Annotated in this window: 18 protein-coding genes; 14 read left to right on the top strand and 4 right to left on the bottom strand. The window is 63.7% G+C overall.

The genetic code is table 11. The annotated features are described in order from the left end of the window. Window positions 1-49 precede the first annotated feature (49 nt). From BUS12_RS28225 to BUS12_RS28200, 6 genes are all read left to right on the top strand, one after another. Complete coding sequence (locus BUS12_RS28225) at window positions 50-832, top strand: L-iditol 2-dehydrogenase (RefSeq protein ID WP_074300665.1); 783 nt, start codon at window positions 50-52, stop codon at window positions 830-832. A gap of 79 nt (window positions 833-911) precedes the next feature. Beyond that, the gene (locus BUS12_RS28220) at window positions 912-2234 is read left to right on the top strand and encodes an ABC transporter substrate-binding protein (RefSeq protein WP_074300664.1); all 1323 of its coding nucleotides are present in this window, start codon (window positions 912-914) and stop codon (window positions 2232-2234) included. Between the two features lie 166 nt (window positions 2235-2400). Then, complete coding sequence (locus tag BUS12_RS28215; RefSeq protein ID WP_074300663.1) at window positions 2401-3336, top strand: carbohydrate ABC transporter permease; 936 nt, start codon at window positions 2401-2403, stop codon at window positions 3334-3336. Beyond that, the gene (locus tag BUS12_RS28210; RefSeq protein WP_074300662.1) at window positions 3333-4202 is read left to right on the top strand and encodes a carbohydrate ABC transporter permease; all 870 of its coding nucleotides are present in this window, start codon (window positions 3333-3335) and stop codon (window positions 4200-4202) included. Before BUS12_RS28215 ends, BUS12_RS28210 begins: the two co-directional genes overlap by 4 nt. Continuing rightward, window positions 4199-4894 carry an HAD family hydrolase gene (locus tag BUS12_RS28205; RefSeq protein WP_074300661.1) on the top strand — a complete coding sequence of 232 codons (696 nt, stop codon included), beginning with the start codon at window positions 4199-4201 and terminating at the stop codon, window positions 4892-4894. The genes BUS12_RS28210 and BUS12_RS28205 overlap by 4 nt, the downstream gene beginning before the upstream one ends. A gap of 93 nt (window positions 4895-4987) precedes the next feature. Next, window positions 4988-6097, top strand: a complete 1110-nt coding sequence (locus BUS12_RS28200; protein ID WP_074300660.1) for an ABC transporter ATP-binding protein — start codon at window positions 4988-4990, stop codon at window positions 6095-6097. 49 nt (window positions 6098-6146) lie between these two features. Here the strand turns inward: BUS12_RS28200 and BUS12_RS28195 are convergent, their stop codons facing one another. Continuing rightward, window positions 6147-7067, bottom strand: a complete 921-nt coding sequence (locus tag BUS12_RS28195; protein WP_074300659.1) for a LysR family transcriptional regulator — start codon at window positions 7065-7067, stop codon at window positions 6147-6149. A 268-nt stretch (window positions 7068-7335) separates the two neighbouring features. Here BUS12_RS28195 and BUS12_RS28190 point away from each other — a divergent pair, with 268 nt between their 5' ends. The 6 genes from BUS12_RS28190 to BUS12_RS28165 all read left to right on the top strand — a co-directional run bounded on the left by BUS12_RS28190 (window position 7336) and on the right by BUS12_RS28165 (window position 13179). Then, window positions 7336-8115: a 5-oxoprolinase subunit PxpA gene (locus tag BUS12_RS28190; protein WP_074300658.1), complete on the top strand. Its 780-nt coding sequence runs from the start codon at window positions 7336-7338 to the stop codon at window positions 8113-8115. Between the two features lie 52 nt (window positions 8116-8167). Next, a complete protein-coding gene (locus BUS12_RS28185) occupies window positions 8168-8410 on the top strand; it encodes an acetyl-CoA carboxylase (protein WP_074300657.1) in 243 nt (80 codons plus the stop codon). 1 nt (window position 8411) lies between these two features. Beyond that, window positions 8412-9848: an acetyl-CoA carboxylase biotin carboxylase subunit gene (locus tag BUS12_RS28180; RefSeq protein WP_074300656.1), complete on the top strand. Its 1437-nt coding sequence runs from the start codon at window positions 8412-8414 to the stop codon at window positions 9846-9848. Next, complete coding sequence (locus tag BUS12_RS28175; protein ID WP_074300655.1) at window positions 9845-10720, top strand: 5-oxoprolinase subunit B family protein; 876 nt, start codon at window positions 9845-9847, stop codon at window positions 10718-10720. The genes BUS12_RS28180 and BUS12_RS28175 overlap by 4 nt, the downstream gene beginning before the upstream one ends. After that, a complete protein-coding gene (locus BUS12_RS28170; protein WP_074300654.1) occupies window positions 10710-11705 on the top strand; it encodes a 5-oxoprolinase subunit C family protein in 996 nt (331 codons plus the stop codon). The genes BUS12_RS28175 and BUS12_RS28170 overlap by 11 nt, the downstream gene beginning before the upstream one ends. A gap of 121 nt (window positions 11706-11826) precedes the next feature. Beyond that, complete coding sequence (locus BUS12_RS28165; protein WP_074300653.1) at window positions 11827-13179, top strand: purine-cytosine permease family protein; 1353 nt, start codon at window positions 11827-11829, stop codon at window positions 13177-13179. Between the two features lie 55 nt (window positions 13180-13234). Here the strand turns inward: BUS12_RS28165 and BUS12_RS28160 are convergent, their stop codons facing one another. The 3 genes from BUS12_RS28160 to dalD all read right to left on the bottom strand — a co-directional run bounded on the left by BUS12_RS28160 (window position 13235) and on the right by dalD (window position 17297). Continuing rightward, window positions 13235-14182 (bottom strand): sugar-binding transcriptional regulator, encoded by a 948-nt coding sequence (locus tag BUS12_RS28160; protein ID WP_074300652.1) that lies wholly within the window; start codon window positions 14180-14182, stop codon window positions 13235-13237. Window positions 14183-14253: 71 nt separating this feature from the next. Continuing rightward, complete coding sequence (xylB, locus tag BUS12_RS28155) at window positions 14254-15735, bottom strand: xylulokinase (protein ID WP_074300651.1); 1482 nt, start codon at window positions 15733-15735, stop codon at window positions 14254-14256. A 155-nt stretch (window positions 15736-15890) separates the two neighbouring features. Then, window positions 15891-17297: a D-arabinitol 4-dehydrogenase gene (gene dalD / locus BUS12_RS28150; protein WP_074300650.1), complete on the bottom strand. Its 1407-nt coding sequence runs from the start codon at window positions 17295-17297 to the stop codon at window positions 15891-15893. Between the two features lie 451 nt (window positions 17298-17748). Here dalD and BUS12_RS28145 point away from each other — a divergent pair, with 451 nt between their 5' ends. Then, window positions 17749-18744, top strand: a complete 996-nt coding sequence (locus BUS12_RS28145) for an AraC family transcriptional regulator (protein WP_074300649.1) — start codon at window positions 17749-17751, stop codon at window positions 18742-18744. A 30-nt stretch (window positions 18745-18774) separates the two neighbouring features. Beyond that, complete coding sequence (locus tag BUS12_RS28140) at window positions 18775-19512, top strand: SDR family oxidoreductase (protein ID WP_074300648.1); 738 nt, start codon at window positions 18775-18777, stop codon at window positions 19510-19512. Window positions 19513-19622: the final 110 nt, after the last annotated feature.

Below are 19622 nucleotides of genomic sequence, written 5' to 3'. Positions count from 1 at the left end.
AGCGTTCGCTCGCTGCGCAGTCAAACTCGAAACGAACTGGAGACACGCAGTGGCAGCGCGATTGCAAGGGAAGGTGGCGATCCTCACAGGTGCGGCAAGCGGAATCGGCGAAGCCGTGGCCCGGCGTTATCTCGACGAGGGCGCGCGCTGTGTGCTGGTCGACGTCAAGCCGGCCGACACCTTCGCGCACGCCTTGCGCGAAACCGACGGCGAGCGCGTGCTGACACTCAGCGCCGACGTCACGCGCCGCGACGACATCCAGCGGATTGTCGCGAGCACCGTGGAGCGTTTCGGCCAGATCGATATTCTCTTCAATAATGCCGCGCTGTTCGACATGCGCCCGCTGCTCGACGAATCCTGGGACGTGTTCGACCGGCTCTTCGCCGTCAACGTGAAGGGCATGTTCTTCCTGATGCAGGCGGTCGCGCAGCGGATGGTCGAGCAGGGCCATGGCGGCAAGATCGTCAATATGTCGTCGCAGGCCGGCCGGCGCGGTGAAGCGCTGGTTTCGCACTACTGCGCAACCAAGGCCGCCGTACTAAGCTATACGCAGTCCGCGGCGTTGGCACTCGCGCCGCACAAGATCAACGTCAACGGCATCGCACCGGGTGTCGTGGATACGCCGATGTGGGAACAGGTCGACGCGCTGTTCGCCCGCTATGAGAATCGCAAGCCCGGCGAGAAGAAGCGTCTGGTCGGCGAGGCGGTGCCGCTCGGCCGCATGGGCGTGCCCGAAGACCTGACCGGTGCGGCGCTGTTCCTCGCTTCCGCCGATGCCGATTACATCACCGCGCAAACCCTGAACGTAGACGGCGGCAACTGGATGAGCTAAGGCCATGAAGCTGACCGGCTCGCCTCCCAATTTGCATAACAACGCAGTAAAACATAACGTACCAGAAAGGAGACAAGTGATGAAAGCAGCCATGAAACCCGCGCTCAAGGCGGTCGGCGCCGCAGCAGTCGCGTGCGCAGCACTGAATGCCTCGGCCGCGACGGTGACGATTGCGACCTTGAACAATCCGGACATGATCGAGCTGAAGAAGCTGTCGCCGGCGTTCGAGCAGGCCAATCCGGACATCAAGCTCAACTGGGTCATTCTTGAAGAGAACGTGCTGCGTCAGCGCGCCACCACCGACATCACGACCGGCAGCGGCCAGTTCGACGTGATGACGATCGGCGCCTACGAGACGCCGCAATGGGGCAAGCGCGGCTGGCTCACCCCGATCACGAACCTGCCCGCCGCCTATGACCTCAACGACGTTGTGAAGACGGCGCGCGAAGGGCTCTCGTACAACGGCTCGCTGTACGCGCTGCCGTTCTACGTCGAAAGCTCGATGACGTACTACCGCAAGGACCTGTTCGCGGCGAAGGGGCTGACCATGCCCGACCAGCCGACCTATGACCAGATCCAGCAGTTCGCCGACAAGCTCACCGACAAGGCCAACGGCATCTACGGCATCTGTCTGCGCGGCAAGGCGGGCTGGGGCGAAAACATGGCGTACGCGACGACGGTCGTGAACACCTTCGGCGGCCGCTGGTTCGACGAGAAGTGGAACCCGCAGCTCACCTCGCCGGAATGGAAGAAGGCCATCACGTTCTACGTGAACCTGCTGCAGAAGGACGGCCCTCCGGGAGCGAGCTCGAACGGTTTCAACGAAAACCTGACGCTGATGTCATCGGGCAAGTGCGCGATGTGGATCGATGCGACGGTGGCTGCCGGCATGCTGTACAACAAGCAGCAGTCGCAGATCGCCGACAAGGTGGGCTTTGCTGCGGCGCCGATCGAAGTCACGCCGCACGGCGCGCACTGGCTGTGGGCATGGGCGCTGGCGATTCCGAAGTCGTCGAAGCAGGCCGACGCGGCGAAGAAGTTCATCGCCTGGGCGACCTCGAAGGAATACATCGAGATGGTCGCGAAGGACGAAGGTTGGGCTTCGGCGCCTCCGGGAACGCGTCAGTCGACGTACGCCCGTCCTGAGTACAAGGCGGCGGCTCCGTTTGCCGACTTCGTGCTGAAGGCGATCGAAACGGCGGACCCGAATCATCCGACGCTTAAGCCGGTGCCGTACACCGGTGTGCAGTTCGTCGGCATTCCTGAGTTCCAGTCGTTCGGTACGGTAGTGGGTCAGAGCATCTCCGGCGCGGTTGCCGGTCAGATGACGGTCGATCAGGCACTGGCCGCTGGCCAGGCCACAGCCGAGCGCGCAGTGCGCCAGGCTGGCTACCTGAAGTGACGTGAAACACGCCGGCTGACGCCAGTCAGCCGGCCCTTGGCAGCACAGTGGGCCGTCGCGGCTCTCTGGGCGAGCCTGCTCACCGCGTCCATACTGCATGGGCCGGTGCCGGCTCACTCCGGATTCGCCGCGCTATCCCGCGCTTTACCGTACAGGTGGTCACATCATGCGTCCTCTGCGCCTTCCTCTCATGCATGCCCATCCCCAGACCGAAAAAGAGCGCGAAACGCGCAAGGCCAATTCCGCTCGCTGGCTAGCGGCGCCGTCCACCGCCGTGCTGGTGCTGTGGATGGCGATTCCTCTGGCGATGACGATCTGGTTTTCGTTCACGCACTACAACCTGCTCAATCCCGATGAGAAGGGTTTTGCCGGGTTCGACAACTATAAGTACCTCGCGACCGATCCGTCGTTCCTGCCTTCGATCGGCCACACCCTCGAATTGATCATCTCCGTGCTGGTGATTACGGTGGTGGGCGGGGTGCTGATGTCGGTGCTGTTCGACCGCAAGTTCTACGGCCAGGGTGTCGCGCGGCTGCTCGCCATCGCACCGTTCTTCGTGATGCCGACCGTCAGTGCGCTGATCTGGAAGAACATGATCCTGCACCCGGTGTACGGCCTCATTGCCCAGGGCATGCGGGCGATCGGCCTGCAGCCGATCGACTGGTTCGCCGACTATCCGCTCACCGCGATCATCATGATCGTCGCGTGGCAGTGGCTGCCGTTCGCATTCCTGATCCTGTTCACCGCCATCCAGTCGCTCGACCAGGAGCAGAAGGAAGCGGCCAAGATCGACGGCGCGGGCGCCTTCTCGATGTTCTTCTACATCACGCTGCCGCACCTGAAACGGGCCATTGCGGTGGTGGTGATGATGGAAACCATTTTCCTGCTGTCGATCTTCGCCGAAATCTACACGACCACCGGCGGCGGCCCAGGCACGGCGACCACCAACCTGTCGTACCTGATCTATTCGCTCGGCCTGCAGCAGTTCGACGTCGGGCTGGCCTCGGCGGGCGGGATTCTCGCCGTCGTGCTGGCGAACATCGTGTCGTTCTTCCTGGTCCGGATGCTCGCGAAGAACCTGAAAGGGGAGTACGAAAAATGAGCCACGTTGCCGCTTCACCTGTTTCAACGACGACCACTTCGTCGAAGAACGCGCCATGGGCTGTCTTCAAGCGCGCCATTCCCGGTGTGCTCGCATGGGCGATCGCGCTGCTGCTGTTTTTCCCGATCTTCTGGATGACCATCACGGCATTCAAGACCGAGCAGCAGGCTTACGCGTCGTCGCTGTTCTTCATCCCGACGCTCGACAGTTTTCGCGAGGTGTTCGCCCGTAGCAACTATTTCTCGTTCGCGTGGAATTCGGTGCTGATCTCGGCGGGCGTCACGGTGCTGTGTCTGCTGCTGGCCGTGCCGTGCGCTTACGCGATGGCGTTCTTCCCGACCCGCCGTACGCAGAAACTGCTGCTGTGGATGCTGTCCACCAAGATGATGCCGTCGGTGGGTGTGCTGGTGCCGATCTACCTGTTGTGGAAGAACACCGGGCTGCTCGATAGCGTCTCGGGTCTGGTGATCGTCTACACGCTGATCAATCTGCCGATTGCAGTGTGGATGACCTTCACCTACTTCGCCGAGATTCCACGCGACATTCTCGAAGCCGGACGGATCGACGGGGCGGCGACCTGGCAGGAAATCGTCTACCTGCTGATGCCGATGTCCTTGCCGGGCCTCGCATCGACCGCACTGCTGCTGGTGATTCTTTCGTGGAACGAAGCGTTCTGGAGCATCAACCTGTCCAGTTCGAACGCCGCGCCGCTGACCGTGTTCATCGCGTCGTATTCGAGTCCCGAGGGGCTGTTCTGGGCCAAGCTCTCGGCCGCTTCGCTGCTGGCGGTGGCGCCGATCCTGATCGTCGGCTGGCTGTCGCAGAAGCAACTGGTGCGGGGTCTTACGTTCGGGGCGGTTAAATGACCGTGATCGAAACAAGGCTGGCGTTGCTCTGCGATTGCGACGGCGTGCTGATCGACAGCGAAGCCGTGGCGGCGCGCATGCTGGTGCACGAACTCGAAGCGCGCTGGCCGGATTGCGATGTCGAACCGGTGGTGTTGCCGCTGCTCGGATTGCGTATCGAGCGGGTGCTCGAAAACGCCGCCGCGCAACTCGGCCGCAGTTTGAGCGCGGACGACATCACGGCGATTCGCCATGCCGTTGAAGTCGCTGCGATGCAGGCGCCCGCCGTGGCCGGCATCGCGGAGGCGCTCGCGCAGATTGCGCTGCCCAAGGCGTGCGCGAGCAACAGCTTCAGGGCCTATGTGCAGACGGTGCTGGCGCGCACGGGCCTCGACGCGTTTTTCGGCGACCGGCTCTACTGCGCGGATGCTGTTGCGATGCCGAAGCCTGCCCCCGATGTGTACCTGGCGGCGGCGAGCGGCTTTGGTCTTGCGAGCAGCGCCTGCCTGGTGGTGGAGGACAGCGTGACGGGTGTGACGGCCGCGAGCGCGGCGGGCATGACGGTGCTGGCCTTCATTGGCGGCGGGCATGCGAGCGAGTCGCAGATTGGTGCGTTGCGCGCGGCCGGCGCGGCCCACGTATTCGACGATATGACGCAATTGCCGATGCTGGTGGACCAATGGACCCAGCGCGTGACGGCGGAATCGCATTGAGACGCGCTGCAATCGCGACGCAGCAGGACGGCGCGACGAGCAGACGCTTTCAAACTGGATTAACGTAGTACGAGCAACACACGGAGACACATCATGGCAAGCTTAACGCTGCGTAACATCAGAAAAGCCTACGACGACAACGAAGTGATGCGCGACATCAATCTCGACATCGCGGACGGTGAGTTCGTCGTGTTCGTCGGTCCGAGCGGCTGCGGGAAGTCGACGCTGATGCGCATGATCGCCGGCCTCGAGGACATCACCAGCGGCGACCTGAACATCGACGGCACGCGCATGAACGATGTGCCGCCGGCCAAGCGCGGCATTGCGATGGTGTTCCAGTCGTACGCGCTTTATCCGCACATGACGCTGTACGACAACATGGCGTTCGGCCTCAAGCTTGCCGGCACCAAGAAGCCGGAGATCGACGCGGCGGTGCGCAACGCGGCGAAGATTCTGCACATCGACCACCTGCTCGATCGCAAGCCGAAGCAGTTGTCCGGCGGGCAGCGGCAACGGGTGGCGATCGGCCGCGCGATTACGCGCAAGCCGAAGGTGTTCCTGTTCGACGAACCGCTGTCGAACCTCGACGCCGCGCTGCGCGTGAAGATGCGCCTCGAGTTCGCCCGTCTGCACGACGAACTGAAGACCACGATGATTTACGTCACGCACGATCAGGTCGAAGCCATGACGCTGGCCGACAAGATCGTGGTGCTGTCGGCGGGTAACGTGGAACAGGTCGGCAGTCCGACGATGCTGTATCACGCGCCGGCCAACAAGTTCGTGGCAGGCTTTATCGGTTCGCCGAAGATGAACTTCATGGAAGGCGTGGTGCAGTCGGTCACCCACGACGGCGTCACGGTGCGCTACGAAACCGGCGAGACCCAGCGTGTGGCGGTGGAGCCGGGCGCGGTGAAGCAGGGCGACAAGGTGACGGTTGGGATTCGCCCCGAGCATCTGCACGTCGGCATGACCGACGACGGCATCTCGGCCCGCACGATGGCGGTCGAGTCGCTGGGTGACGCGGCTTATCTGTACGCGGAGTCGAGCGTGTCGCCGGAGGGGATCATTGCGCGCATTCCGCCGCTTGACCGGCATACGAAGGGCGAGACGCAGAAGCTGGGCGCGACGCCTGAGCATTGCCATCTGTTCGATGCCGAAGGGAAGGCCTTCCAGCGCAAGATCGTTGAGGTGCTGGCGGCTTGAGATGCGACGGACGCGGCGCAACGCCGCGTCCTGTTCGGGTACGCGGCGCTCACAGGTTGCCGGCACTCAATGCCCGTGGTTCCATGAAAGTGTGCCGGAAGTATTCACGCACGGCATGCATCCCGGGGCTCAACTCTGTGTTTCTGCGCCAGGCCAGACCGACGCTCATCGGCGGCACCGCATCGCGCAACTGCATGGTCTCGATCCGCCGTCCTTCGAGCGACCAGGGGCGATACACCATGTCGGACAGAATCGCCACACCGCTGCCGTTCGCCACCATGCTGCGCACCGCTTCCACAGACGAGGTGCGCAGTTTCACGTTCGGCCGGTAGGGCGTCTCGTTCCAGTAGCGCAGCGCGGTATAGGCCGCTTCGTCAACCGTTAGCATGACGAAGGGTTCGGCGGCGACATCGGCGAGCGTGACAACCTCGCGCTTCAGTAAAGGATGTTGCGCGCACAGCCAGAGCCTGCGAACCGAATGGATGACCGGTTCCAGCATCAACTCCGGGTTCGCGACGTTCGACGTGAGCAGTACCGCCATGTCGTAGCGACCGGCGATCAAACCCTCCTCGATCGATTCGCGGTTCAATTCGTGCAGTTGAATCGTCAGGCGCGGATACAGCGTATTCAGGCGCTGCAGATGATGCGGCAAGAAATAGCCCAGTACGGTATAGCTCGCGGCGATGGCGAGGGTCCCGGTGAGCGTGCTCTCGAGGTTCGGAATGCGCATTGCTTCATCGACCGACGACAGGATCGTATACGCCTGGTTGAGGAAGCGCCGGCCGGTGGTGGTCAAGGTGACGCCGGCGGCGGTGCGCAAGAACAACTGCGTGCCCAGGCTGTCTTCGAGTTCCTTGATCGCGTTAGTGACGGCGGACTGCGAAATAGTCAGTTGAATGGCGGCTTGCGAGATCTGGCCGAGTTCGGCAGTAGCCACGAAATATTTGAGTTGCCGTAGGGTCAAGGCCATACCGTCCGCCTGAAAAAAGGATATTGCATCAAGCAGTATCTTATCTTCGCCAAAAACCGGCGCCGGTTCCGATTATCGTGTCGGGCTGAATGTCCTGACGAACAGGCCTGGGCGAATCGGCCCGATCGCGAGGACATCTGAAAAACAGATAACGTGCCATATAAAAATAGAACTATTTTGGCGAGCGACGGGCAGTTAATGTTTCCCTCACCCGGCCGGATGTGCATCTCTCACGCACTGAGGCGGCTGATCCACGGAGACATTCAGCATGAAGAAGCACAGCGTCGATTTGAATTCCGACATGGGCGAAGGCTTTGGCGCATGGCAGATCGGCGACGGCGTCGATGAAGACATCATGCCGTTCATCAGTTCGGCGAACATTGCGACCGGCTTTCACGCGGGTGACCCCAACATCATGGCGCGCACCGTGCAGCTCGCGAAGCAGGCGGGCGTCGGGGTCGGCGCGCATCCGGGGTTTCGCGATCTGGTGGGGTTCGGGCGCCGCACGATCACCGAGTCGCCGCAGGCGCTCGTCAACGACATCATTTTCCAGCTTGGCGCGTTGCGGGAATTCGCGCGGCTCTACAACGTCAGCGTGCAGCATGTGAAGCCGCACGGCGCGCTCTACATGCTGGCCGCGCGGGACGAAGACCTGTCGCGCCTGCTGATCGAAACGCTGCAGAGGCTCGATCCGACGCTTCTCCTGTATTGCATGGAAGCGTCGGTCACCTACCGGATCGCGCGCGAACTCGGCCAGCCGGTGATTCGCGAGTTCTACGCCGACCGCGATTACGACCGCAGCGGCTCGATCGTTTTTACGCGGCGGGTCGGACGGCTCGACGCGGACCAGGTCGCGGCGAAGGTGCTGCGCGCCTGTGTCGAAGGACGGGTCGCGACGGTCGACGGCGACGACATCGCGATCGACTTCGACTCGGTATGCATCCACAGCGATACGCCCGGTGCGCTCAAGCTGGTCGAGTCCACGCGGGCGCTGCTGACGCGCCACGACATCCGCGTCGCCGCGCCGCTGCCTGCACGGGTCCACTGACACCCATCATCAGAGCCGTATCAGCATCAAATCAGACTTGAGGAGCACACAGATGGCACAACACGACATCGTCAGTCCCTTGCCGGGCACCTTTTACCGGCGGGCATCGCCGGATGCGGCACCGTACGTCGAAGTAGGCGCGTCGGTTACAGACGGCACCGTGGTAGGACTGGTGGAGGTGATGAAGCAGTTCAGCGACGTCGAAACGACTGTGAGCGGACAAGTCACCGAGATTCTCGTCGAAGACGGCGAGCCGGTGGATGCCGGGCAGGTTCTGATGCGAGTCGAGGCCTAACGTGACAAATGCAAGCAATCCGCTGGACACGAACGCTTCCACGACAAGCTTCTATCGGCCGCAGCGTATTCGCACCGTGCTGGTGGCGAACCGCGGCGAGATCGCAGTGCGGGTGATTCGCGCGGCGCACGAGTTGGGCATGCGCGCGGTCGCCGCCGTCAGCGATGCCGACCGCGACAGTCTGGCGGCGCGCATGGCGGACGAAGCCGTGCCTATCGGTCCGGCGCACGCGGTGAAGAGCTATCTGAATCCGGCGGCGATTCTGGCCGCAGCGAAGCAATGCGGCGCGGACGCTATTCACCCCGGCTACGGCTTCCTGTCGGAGAACGCCGCCTTTGCGGCGCAGGTCGAAGCGTCAGGGCTGATCTTCGTCGGACCCTCGTCAACCGTGATAGCGACCATGGGCGACAAGGCCCGCGCTCGCGAAACGGCGCAGCGCGCCGATGTGCCGACCGTGCCAGGCAGTAACGGCATTGTTTTGTCGCTCGGTGAAGCACGCGAGATTGCCGCTCGCATCGGTTATCCGGTGATGATCAAGGCGGCCGCCGGGGGCGGTGGACGGGGCATTCGCGTCGCCCACGACGCCGCGCAGCTCGACGCCGAGTTGCCGCTTGCGCAACGCGAAGCGCAGGCCGCATTCGGCGATGGCGGCGTGTATCTGGAACGCTTCATTGCCTGTGCGCGGCATATCGAAGTACAGGTGCTAGGCGACGGCAAAGACGTGGTTCACCTGTTCGAGCGCGAGTGCTCGCTGCAGCGGCGCCGCCAGAAGATCCTCGAGGAAGCGCCTTCGCCGTCGCTCACCCCGGCATTGCGCGAGGTGCTGTGCGCATCCGCCACGCGGCTGGCACGGCAAGTCGGCTATCGCAGTGCGGGGACGCTGGAATACCTGTTCGACGATACGCGCGGCGAGTTTTATTTCATCGAAATGAACACGCGCATTCAGGTCGAGCATCCGGTCACCGAGGCGATCACAGGCGTCGACCTGGTACGGGAAACGCTGCGCATTGCCGATGGGGAGCCGTTGCGTTTCCGTCAGGGTGACATCACGATGCGGGGTGCCGCGCTCGAATGCCGGATCAACGCGGAAGATCCCGAGCAGGATTTCCGCCCGAATCCCGGGCGGATCGACGAACTCGTGTGGCCGACCGGCCCAGGTGTGCGCATCGATTCGATGCTGTATCAGGGGTACGCCGTGCCGCCGTTCTACGATTCCCTGCTTGCCAAACTGATCGTGTCCGACGAGAGCCGGCCCGCGGCGCTGGCGCGACTCGAGCGGGCGTTGGGCGAGTTGCGCATTGGCGGCGTGAAAACGACGGCATTGCTACACCGCGCGCTGCTGTCCGATGAGGACGTGCGCGCCGGCCGCTATCACACCAACTATCTCGAGGCGTGGATGACCGGCTGGCGCGCCCAACTATCCGCGGAGGCAGCATGACGATTCGGTACACGTTCGGTGGCGATGAATTCATCTTCGTCGAGATCAGCGAGGACATGTCGCTCGATGCGTTCTTCAAGGGGACGGCGATCACGCGCGAACTGCAACGCCGCAAAGTGGCGGGCGTCACCGAGATCTGTCCGGCGAACGCGTCATATCAGGTGCGCTACAACCCGGACATCATCGCGCCTGATGTACTGCTTGCGCTGCTCCAGACGATCGAGGCGGAGGTCGGCGCCGCCGATCTGAACATCGCGACGCGCATCGTCGAAGTGCCGGTGCTCTACAACGACCCGTGGACCCACGAAACGCTGATGCGCTTTCGCGAACGCCACCAGGATCCCGACTCGACCGATCTGCAATACGCCGCCCGTATCAACGGATACGGTGACGTGGATGCCTTCATCGCTGCGCACGCCGGGTCGCCGTGGTTTGTCTCGATGGTCGGCTTCGTGGCGGGTCTGCCGTTCATGTTCCAGATGGTCGAACGCAAGCGGCACTTGCAGGTGCCCAAGTACCTGCGGCCGCGCACCGATACGCCGAAGCTGACGGTCGGTCACGGCGGCTGCTTCGGCTGTATCTACTCGGTGCGGGGTGCGGGCGGCTATCAGATGTTCGGCGTGACGCCTGCGCCGATCTTCGATCCGGCACAGCGTCTCGACTATCTGCGTGACTTCATGGTGTTTTTCAGGCCCGGCGATATCGTGAAGTTCAAGCCGATCGACCGCGACACCTACGACAAGGCGCTCGCCGAAGTCGAGGCCGGCACGTTTTCGTTGCGCGTGCGGCCCGTGAATTTTTCGCTAGACGCTTTCATGCGTGATCCTGACGCGTACAACCGCTCACTGGTGGAGGTGCTCGATGCTAACTGACTTGCTCAAGGCGATCGAGGTGGTCAAGCCCGGTCTGGCTACCTCGGTGCAGGATACCGGCCGGCAAGGGTATTACCACGTCGGCATTCCTCCCTCAGGCGCGCTCGATCAATACGCGCTGCGGGCGGCCAATCTGCTGGTCGGCAATGCCGAGGAGACGGCGGTGCTGGAGTGCACGCTGCTCGGACCGCAACTGCTGTTCAACGTGGAGACGTTAATCGCGGTGACCGGCGCCGAGATGACGCCGAAGATCGACGGCGCGGTGCAGGCATGCAATGTGGCGTTGCGTATCAAGGCGGGCAGCACGCTGACGTTCGACTACGTGAAAGGCGGTGCCCGAGCGTACCTTGCGGTGGCGGGCGGGATCGATGTGCCGGTCGTGCTGGGCAGTCGCTCGACGTACACACTGGGTGCGATTGGCGGCCTTGAGGGACGGCGTCTGCAGAAGGGCGACAGCCTGAGCGTCGGCAGTGTACGAGGTCCGGTACGCGAAGGCGCGGTACTTCCCGATGCCTTGCGCGTGCCGCTCGCGCGGGAGGTGGAATTGCGCGTGCTGCCGGGGCTCTACCATCATCGTCTGACGGACGAATCGGCCCGTACGTTCTTTGAAGACACGTGGGCGGTTGCGCCCGAAGCAGATCGCATCGGCTACCGCTACAAGCAGGGACGTCCCCTCACATTCCGCGAACGCGAGCAGCCGTTCGGTGCCGGCGCGGATCCCTCGAACATTGTCGACGCCTGCTATCCGATCGGGTCCATCCAGGTGCCGGCTGGCCTCGAGCCGATCATCCTGCATCGGGATGCGGTGTCGGGTGGCGGCTACGCGACCATCGGCACGGTGATCAGCGCCGACATGGATGTGATCGGTCAAATGCAGCCCAACCATCTGGCTCGCTTCGTACCGGTCACGATGGCGCAGGCGCTCGCCGCGCGACGCGACGCGCAATTGCGGCTTGCGCGTCTGCGCGAGGTGCTGCTGCGCTAGCGCGCGAGTCGTACGTTCGCCGTTTCTCGCAATACCGGTTGTCATTCACGTGTCGCCACTGTGCCGCATGCGGTGTGGTGGCGCCATTTCCTAATTCATAGGTGTACTGAGGAGTACGATCATGGCCAACCTGGCACAGGAAGCAGCCGAAGGAGAGCTGGATCTATCCACGCTCGCCATTCCGGAGAACGCCCGGATGCCCGCGTTTTCGCTCACGATGGCGTGGTGGGCGGTTTGCAGCGCGGTGTTCTATATCGTCGTGGGCGCGACCCTCGCACTCACCTACGGTGCGCGCAACGCGCTGATCGGGATGGCGTTGTCGGTGGTGTCATATGGGCTCGTCAACTCGGTCATCAGCCGCTACGCGATTCGCACCGGGCTGTCTGTCGCGCTGTTTTCGCGGGTGCTGTTCGGCAGCGCCGGAGCGGCGCTCGCCACGCTGATTTTTTTCGCCACGGCGATTTACTACGCGGTATTCGAAGGCTCGGTGATAGCCGTCGCGGCACACAGTCTGTTTCCGCTGCTCGATTATCGGTGGGCCGCGCTGATCGTCGTGTGCTATAGCGTGCCGCTCGTGTTCGGCAGCGTGCAGCACTGGCTCGACAGGTTCAACGGCGTGCTGCTGCCGTTCTATCTGCTTGGGCTGGTGGCGGCGGTCGTGCTGACCACGCACGAATACGGCTATAACCCGGCGTGGCTCGATTTCGGACCCAAGGGCGCGCTGCCGGCCAACGGCTGGTGGAGTTGCTTCGTCTACTACATGGGCGTCTGGGTGCTGATGATGTTCACGTTCGACTATGCGCGCTTCGGCCGCAAACAGGATGCGACGTACCACGGCCGTTTCAACTTCGGCATGCCGTTCTATCTGGTGACGTTCCTTTTGAACGGCGCGGTCGGCATCTATCTGGTCAGCTCGATCCCGTCGCTCGGTGCGCTCTCCGAAGTGTCGGTCGTGCTCGCGTTGCTCAAACTGATGGGCATCTGGGGCTTGCTGTTCGTGTGGGTGACGCAGTCGCGCATCAATACCGCGAACTACTATCTCGCGGCGATCAATATGCAGGCCTTCTTTCAGAAAGCGGCAGGGCTGCGCGCGCCGAAGTTCGTGTGGGCACTCGTCGTCGGGGTGGTCGTCTACGGCTTGATGATGGCCGACGTGTTTTCGAAGATACTGCAGGCGCTTGCTTATCAGGGGATCTTTGTGGTTGCGTGGGTCGGCGTGGCGCTCGCGCATATCCTCTCGACCCGCTATGACGAACTGCTGGGCGGTGAGATCGAGTGCCGCGACTCGCACGTGCCGGCTTTTAACCCGGGCGGTTTGACGGCATGGTTTGCGGGGGCGTTCGCTGGCCTCGTGCTGATGAATGTGCCGGGGTTGGCGCAGTCGTTCTCCGCACCGGCGAGCTTTGGCGTGTCGTGGCTCGTCTATCGGGGGATGCTGATGTCGGCGAAGCGGACGTGGTTCGTGCGGGGCTAGAGCGGGGCGGCTCAGCAGGGGGCCGCCCCGGCTTAACGGACGGCGCGCCTTGACTTCACGCTTCCAGCGCCGCGCGCGCAACCCGCTCGTCGGTCACCAGCCCCGACAGCCATCCGCCTTTCAGCACCGCAATCACCGCATCGCGCTTGCGTTCGCCGCCGGCGAAGCCGATCGTCGGGCGCCGCGGCGGCGAATCCAGTGCGACGCTGGTCACGCGCTGCCCCGTCGACGATTCGACATGCGCGCCGGTTGCGTCGATCGGCAAGCCGAGCATCTCGGCCACCGCCTTGTGCTGCATCAGTTCCTTCACTTCCGCCGCGGTAATGAAGCCATCCTCGTGCAGCGGACAGTGCGGCCCAACATTGCCGATCCCGACAAACGCGACATCCGCCTCGCTCGTCAACGATTCGACGATCCGGTACAGCCGGTGATTGCACCACTGCGCGCGTTCGGCCTCGCTATCGGCGAGCAGCGGCGCGGGCAGCAGAAAGTGCTTGCCGCCGGTCTTCTCGGAGATGTGCAGCGCGACGTCATAGCGGTTCGAGGAGCCGTCCTGGGCGATCGCCCCGACCATGGAGACCAGCCGGTGCTGCGGACGGTCCAGCTGGGCGATCTGATCGACCGCGGCTTTCAGGGTCCGGCCGCTGCCCACCGCGACCACCATCGGCTTATCTTCGTTCAGATACCGCTCCATCACCTGCGCGCCGGCGACCGCCAGCTTGCGGTCGATCTCTTCGGAGGTGTCGCTGTCCACCGGCACCACCTCGCACATCGACAGGCCGTAGCGCTTCGATAGCTGCTCGGCGAGCGCGAGGCAATCGGCTAGTTGATGGTCGACCCGCACCCGGATCAGGTTCTTCTCGACGGCGAACGCGACCAGCCGTTGCGCCACCGGTCGCGAGACCTGCAGCTTCTCGGCGATTTCGTTCTGGGTGTTGCCGGCCACGTAGTAGAGCCAGGCGGCGCGCGTGGCGAGGTCGAGTTTTTCGTTGGACTTGGGCACGATGGGCTTCTTGTGGTTTGCGCCGATGATAGCAGCCGCTCAGCCTGCCGATTCCGGCATGAATGTCATCCCTAAGCCAGCCGCTCGCGCGACGGGTCGAACAGCGGCCGTACGTGCCGGTACAACGCCCGGAAGCCATCCAGCCGCGTGCGCAAGGCCGCATGCCGGGTCGGGTTCGGGGTGAATTCCACTTCCACTGGCGGCTTGCTCAGCACCAGCGCCGGATCGCCGCCGGCGGCCAGCCAGCCGAGGCGGGCTGCGCCGAGCGCAGCGCCGGTCTCGCCGCCGCCGTGCTTGCGGGTGGTGGTGTTGAGCGCATCGGCGAGCAGTTGCGCCCAGTAGTTGCTGCGCGCTCCGCCGCCCAGCAGCGACAGCGCGCTCGCTTCGGTGCCGGCCGCGCGCAGGGCGTCGAGGCCGTCGGTTAGCGCGAAGGTCACGCCTTCGAGCACGGCGTAGCCGAGCAGCGCGCGATCGGTGGCGTGGTTCATGCCGAAGAACACGCCTTGCGCATACGGATCGTTATGCGGCGTGCGCTCGCCGGACAGATACGGCAGGAAGAACGGCGCGCTCGCCAGCGCGTCGGGCGCGAGCGCTTCGATTTCGGCGAGCAGGGTGGGTTCGTCGGTCGAGGTGAGCTTGCAAACCCAGCGCAGGCAACTCGCCGCCGACAGCACCACGCTCATCTGATGCCAGCGGTCCGGGATCGCGTGGCAGAAGGCATGCACGGCGGAAGCCGGATTCGGCCGGAAACTGTCGCCGACGACGCACAGCACGCCCGAGGTGCCGAGCGATACGAAACCGTCGCCCGGTTGCGTGGCGCCGATGCCGATCGCGCTGGTGGCATTGTCGCCGCCGCCCGCCGCGACGACGACACCTTCGCCCAGACCAAACTCGCGCGCGATGTCGGCGCGCAAGGTGCCGGACGATTCGCTGCCTTCGCACAGGCGCGGCATCTGCGAGCGGGTCATGTCGCAGGCGGCGAGCAGCGTGTCGGACCAGTCGCGCTTCGCCACGTCGAGCCACAGCGTGCCGGCGGCGTCCGAGGGATCGGACACCTTGTCGCCGGTCAGTTGCAGGCGCAGATAATCCTTGGGCAGCAGCACGCAGGCGGTCTGGCGGAAGATCTCCGGCTCATGGCGCGCCACCCACAGCAGCTTGGGCGCGGTGAAACCGGGCATCGCCAGATTGCCGGCGATCTCATGCAGCTCCGGCGCCCGCTCGGTCAGCTCGGCGCATTCCTCGACGCTGCGCATGTCGTTCCACAGGATGGCCGGACGCAGCACCCGGTCTTGCGCATCGAGCAGCACCGCGCCGTGCATCTGGCCGGACAGCCCGATGCCGCGCACCTGGGCGAACTCGTCGGGGTGCTTCGCGCGCAAGGTGGACAGGGCGGCACGCGTGCCGTCCCACCAGTCGGAGGGATTCTGTTCGGCCCAGCGCTGATGCGGGCGCGAGACGGTGAATGGAGAACCTGCCGTGCCGACGACGCGGCCATTGGACGCAAGCAGCAGGACTTTCACTTCGGACGTGCCGAGGTCGATGCCGAGATACATGGGCGCGGAACCTTCGTCGTTGGGGATGCGCTACTTTAGCCGCACACGGCGGGCGATGCCATGGGCGTTAGACCTGGCCTGGGGTGGAACGGGGTGTTGTGGAGCAGGGCGGAAGCCTGGAGGCGCGGTGGGCGCGCCCCCAAACCTCCTGAAACTCAGGTGCGCTTCGCCAGCCACGCATCCACGCGGGCCAGCGCGCCGCGCAGCGCTTTCTCCAGATGCGGCGTCTGCGCCATGCTGCCCCACAGCAGCCGGTCGGCGCAGAAGGCCTGCAGCGGATCCGGTGCGGCAAAGAAGGCGCGGGCGACGCGCTCGTCCATCACGCCGTCCTGATACGCGTACGGCAATTTGCCGGCCTGCCAGCGGTCGAGAAAGCGGAAGAACAACGCGGGCAACACCGCGGTGGCCGCCGGTTCGACGCCGCGCGCGAAGCATTCGGCGAGCGTCGGCGCAATGAAGCCGGGAATCTTCGAGAAGCCGTCGGCGGCGACCCGTTGATTGGTGTCCTGGATGTGCGGATTGCTGAAGCGGTCCAGCACGACATCGCGATAGCGCGCCAGGTCGAGCGGGCTCGGCGTGAGGCAGGGGATCACGTCCTCGGTCACGTAGTCGTAGGCGAACTGGCGGATCCCGGCGTCGAGCGTGCCTTCGTGGATGTAGTTCAGCCCGACCAGCGTGCCCGCCCACGCGATGCAGCTATGGGTGGCGTTGAGGATGCGGATCTTGGCCTCTTCGTACGGCACCACCGAGTCGACCAGCTCCGCGCCGACGCGCTCCCAAGCGGGACGTCCCGCGCAGAAACGGTCTTCGATCACCCACTGGATGAACGCCTCGCCCATCACCGGCACGGCGTCGTCGAAACCGGTGGCGGCGAGCACGCGCTCGCGCACGTCCGGGGTCGGCCGCGGCGTGATGCGGTCGACCATCGAACTCGGCGAGGTGGTGTTGGCGTCGAGCCATGCGGCGAGCGCGTTGGCGCCGCGCCGCTCGAGGAATTCGCTCATGCCGGCGTGAAATCGCTCGCCGTTGCTGCGCAGGTTGTCGCAGCTTTGCAGCGTCACCGCGCCGGCATTGCGTCGCACGCGGGCTTCCAGTATCGCCGCCAGCGCACCGTAGATGGTGGTGTGGCCGCCCTTCAGGTCGGCTGCGAGATCCGGGTTGGCGGTGTCGAGGCGGTCGTGTTCGTCGAGGTAGTAGCCGCCTTCGGTGACCGTGAAGGCGATGATCTTGCACGCTGGATCGGCGCCGGCTTCGATCAGACCGTCGAGGCTTTCGGACCACGACACCACGCGTTCGATCGAACGCACCGTCTCATACTCGCGCTCGCCGGCGGGCGTCACGGTTTCGAGCGTATAGACGCCGTCCTGCGCAGCGAGCGCGTCGAGCACCGGATTCATGTCGCCGCGAATATTGCCGACGGTAAGCGACCAGCGGGGTTCGCCTTCCTTGCGCAACTCGTTCAGGCGGTGCAGATACCACGCCTGATGGGCGCGGTGAAACGATCCTGCGCCGATGTGCAAGATCACGTGGGCGTCCGCGACGCCGCTTTGGCCGCTATTCATGTCTGTCTCCGGTGTCGACCGTCGTTAGCGCATCAGCGCTGACGACGGTCCCATGCCATACGGTGGCGAAAGCGCTTCGCGCACAGTCTGGGCGTGCATTTTCTGATTTGGAGCATTTGCTCTGTATGTGAGCGAATGATCGTACCCGGCGAATCGAAAGTCAAGGCGGCAAACGCGTCAATCTGTGGCGCAGCGCCGCGTGGCGAGCGCTTCTGGAGAGGGGCAGTCCGTTCACGCCGTTATAGGGAGCGACTTTGCGGGGCTGCTGCATTGCATCAAACTTGATGCACAAAGTGCCCGGACGAACGCCGCGCAAAAAAGTATTAGTCGGCGGTGCCGTTTTTAGTGGCGGGCCAGCGGTTTGAGGTCTAATTTTCGTTATACAAACCGAAGACCGGCGGCGCGCTCAAGCAGTCGCGCCGTACCGGGCCGATTCAATGGAGGAAGACACGTGCAACCCGATCTCGAACTCGTGGCCGTGAGCCGCGACGAATCGTTCAAGGCGTGGTATCACGGCTACCCGTACCGCACGGTGCGCTGGCATTTTCACCCCGAATACGAAATCCATCTGATCGTGGCGACCACGGGCAAGATGTTCGTCGGCGATCACATCGGCAGTTTTGCGCCGGGCAATCTGGTGATGCTGGGACCGAACCTGCCGCACAACTGGGTGAGCGATGTGCCCGAAGGCGAAACCGTCGAGCAACGCAACCTGATCCTGCAGTTCGGTCAGGAGTTCGTCACGCACTGCATGGAGAGCTTTCCGGAGTGGCGTCAGGTGGAAGCCTTGCTGGCGGGTTCGCGGCGCGGCGTGTTGTTCGGGGCGCAAACCAGCGCGGCGATCCAGCCGCTCTTTCTGGAGTTGCTGGCCGCACGCGGCTTGCGTCGCCTCATGCTGTTCATGTCGATGCTCGAAATGCTGGTGACTGCTGAGGATAGCGAACTGCTTGCGAGTCCTGCGTATCAGGCGGATCCCACCGGGTTCGCGGCGACGCGCATCAATCATGCGCTGTCGTATATCGGCAAGAATCTTTCGGCGGAGTTGCGCGAGTCGGACCTGGCCCAACTGGCCGGTCAGAGCGTGAGCGCGTTCTCGCGCTATTTTCGCCGCCATACGGGCATGCCGTTCGTGCAGTACGTGAACCGCATGCGTATCAATCTTGCGTGTCAGTTGCTGATGGACGACGCGTTGAGCATTACGGACATCTGCTACAAGGTGGGTTTCAATAACCTGTCCAATTTCAACCGTCAGTTTCTGGTCGCCAAGGGTATGGCGCCGTCGAAGTTTCGTCGCTATCAGCAATTGAACGATGCAAGCGGTGACGCCTCCGACGAAGCGGCTGCTCGCGATGCGGGTGGCGAGAATGCGCCGTCGATTGTGCCGGCTGTGCCGGCTCACGATCATGCTCATACGCGGACCGCACGCGCTGCTTATCCGCAAGCTTAAGCCGCGATCATGCACCGGCTATAACCCTCTATGAACACAACCTTTGATTTTTCAGGGCGCTCGATTCTCGTCACGGGCGCATCGAGCGGCATCGGCCGTACCACCGTCGAGCTGTTGTGCGCGAGCGGAGCGAGTGTCGTCGCGGCGGCGCGTAACGTCAGCGAACTGGCGCGTCTAGCTGAAGAGACCGGATGCGAGCCGCTGGTGCTCGATGTCGGCGATCCGGCCGCCATCGACGAGGCACTGGCGGATCTCGACGCGTTCGATGGCCTCGTGAATTGTGCGGGCATCGCGTTGCTGGAGCGCGCGATCGATACGACCGCGGCGAGTTTCGATCGCGTGATGGCGGTGAATGCGCGCGGCGCGGCGCTGGTGGCGCGCCATGTGGCGCGGGGGATGATCGAAGGCAAGCGGCAGGGGAGTATCGTCAATGTGTCGAGCGAGGCGGGGCTTGTGGCGCTGGATGATCACTTGAGCTATTCCGCGTCTAAAGCTGCGATGGATGCGATCACGCGCGCGCTATGCATTGAGCTTGGGCCGTACGGGATTCGCGTGAATAGCGTGAACCCGACCGTGACGCTTACGCCGATGGCCGTGCTGGCCTGGAGCGATCCGGCTAAACGTGGGCCGGCTTTGGAGGGGATTCCCTTGAAACGCTTCGCTGAGCCGCGTGAGGTGGCGGAGCCGATTTTGTTTTTGCTAAGTGATGCGGCTTCTATGATTAGTGGGGTGGCGTTGGCGATTGATGGGGGGTATACGGCGAGGTAGTCGGAAGGGCATATTGCCTGCAGTGTTTAAGAATTTTTCATTCAGGAATGCTTGCCGTTTCGTGCGATTTTTCTGGCGAGGGTAAGTCGCCGTTGTAGTTTCAGAAATTT

The sequence above is a fragment of the Paraburkholderia phenazinium genome (assembly GCF_900142845.1).
GTDB classification, from domain to species: Bacteria; Pseudomonadota; Gammaproteobacteria; order Burkholderiales; family Burkholderiaceae; genus Paraburkholderia; species Paraburkholderia phenazinium_A.
The sequence above is the reverse complement of the archived record's forward strand: the minus strand, read 5'-3'. Positions and strand labels throughout refer to the sequence as shown.

Coding starts and splice junctions, on each gene's coding strand:
- BUS12_RS28140 (WP_074300648.1), top strand. CDS start 18,775: ATGAACACAACCTTTGATTTTTCAGGGCGCTCGATTCTCGTCACGGGC.
- xylB (WP_074300651.1), bottom strand. CDS start 15,735: ATGTATCTCGGCATCGACCTCGGCACGTCCGAAGTGAAAGTCCTGCTG.
- BUS12_RS28175 (WP_074300655.1), top strand. CDS start 9,845: ATGACGATTCGGTACACGTTCGGTGGCGATGAATTCATCTTCGTCGAG.
- BUS12_RS28220 (WP_074300664.1), top strand. CDS start 912: ATGAAAGCAGCCATGAAACCCGCGCTCAAGGCGGTCGGCGCCGCAGCA.
- BUS12_RS28195 (WP_074300659.1), bottom strand. CDS start 7,067: ATGGCCTTGACCCTACGGCAACTCAAATATTTCGTGGCTACTGCCGAA.
- BUS12_RS28210 (WP_074300662.1), top strand. CDS start 3,333: ATGAGCCACGTTGCCGCTTCACCTGTTTCAACGACGACCACTTCGTCG.
- BUS12_RS28170 (WP_074300654.1), top strand. CDS start 10,710: ATGCTAACTGACTTGCTCAAGGCGATCGAGGTGGTCAAGCCCGGTCTG.
- BUS12_RS28205 (WP_074300661.1), top strand. CDS start 4,199: ATGACCGTGATCGAAACAAGGCTGGCGTTGCTCTGCGATTGCGACGGC.
- BUS12_RS28165 (WP_074300653.1), top strand. CDS start 11,827: ATGGCCAACCTGGCACAGGAAGCAGCCGAAGGAGAGCTGGATCTATCC.
- BUS12_RS28190 (WP_074300658.1), top strand. CDS start 7,336: ATGAAGAAGCACAGCGTCGATTTGAATTCCGACATGGGCGAAGGCTTT.
- BUS12_RS28185 (WP_074300657.1), top strand. CDS start 8,168: ATGGCACAACACGACATCGTCAGTCCCTTGCCGGGCACCTTTTACCGG.
- BUS12_RS28215 (WP_074300663.1), top strand. CDS start 2,401: ATGCGTCCTCTGCGCCTTCCTCTCATGCATGCCCATCCCCAGACCGAA.
- BUS12_RS28200 (WP_074300660.1), top strand. CDS start 4,988: ATGGCAAGCTTAACGCTGCGTAACATCAGAAAAGCCTACGACGACAAC.
- dalD (WP_074300650.1), bottom strand. CDS start 17,297: ATGAATAGCGGCCAAAGCGGCGTCGCGGACGCCCACGTGATCTTGCAC.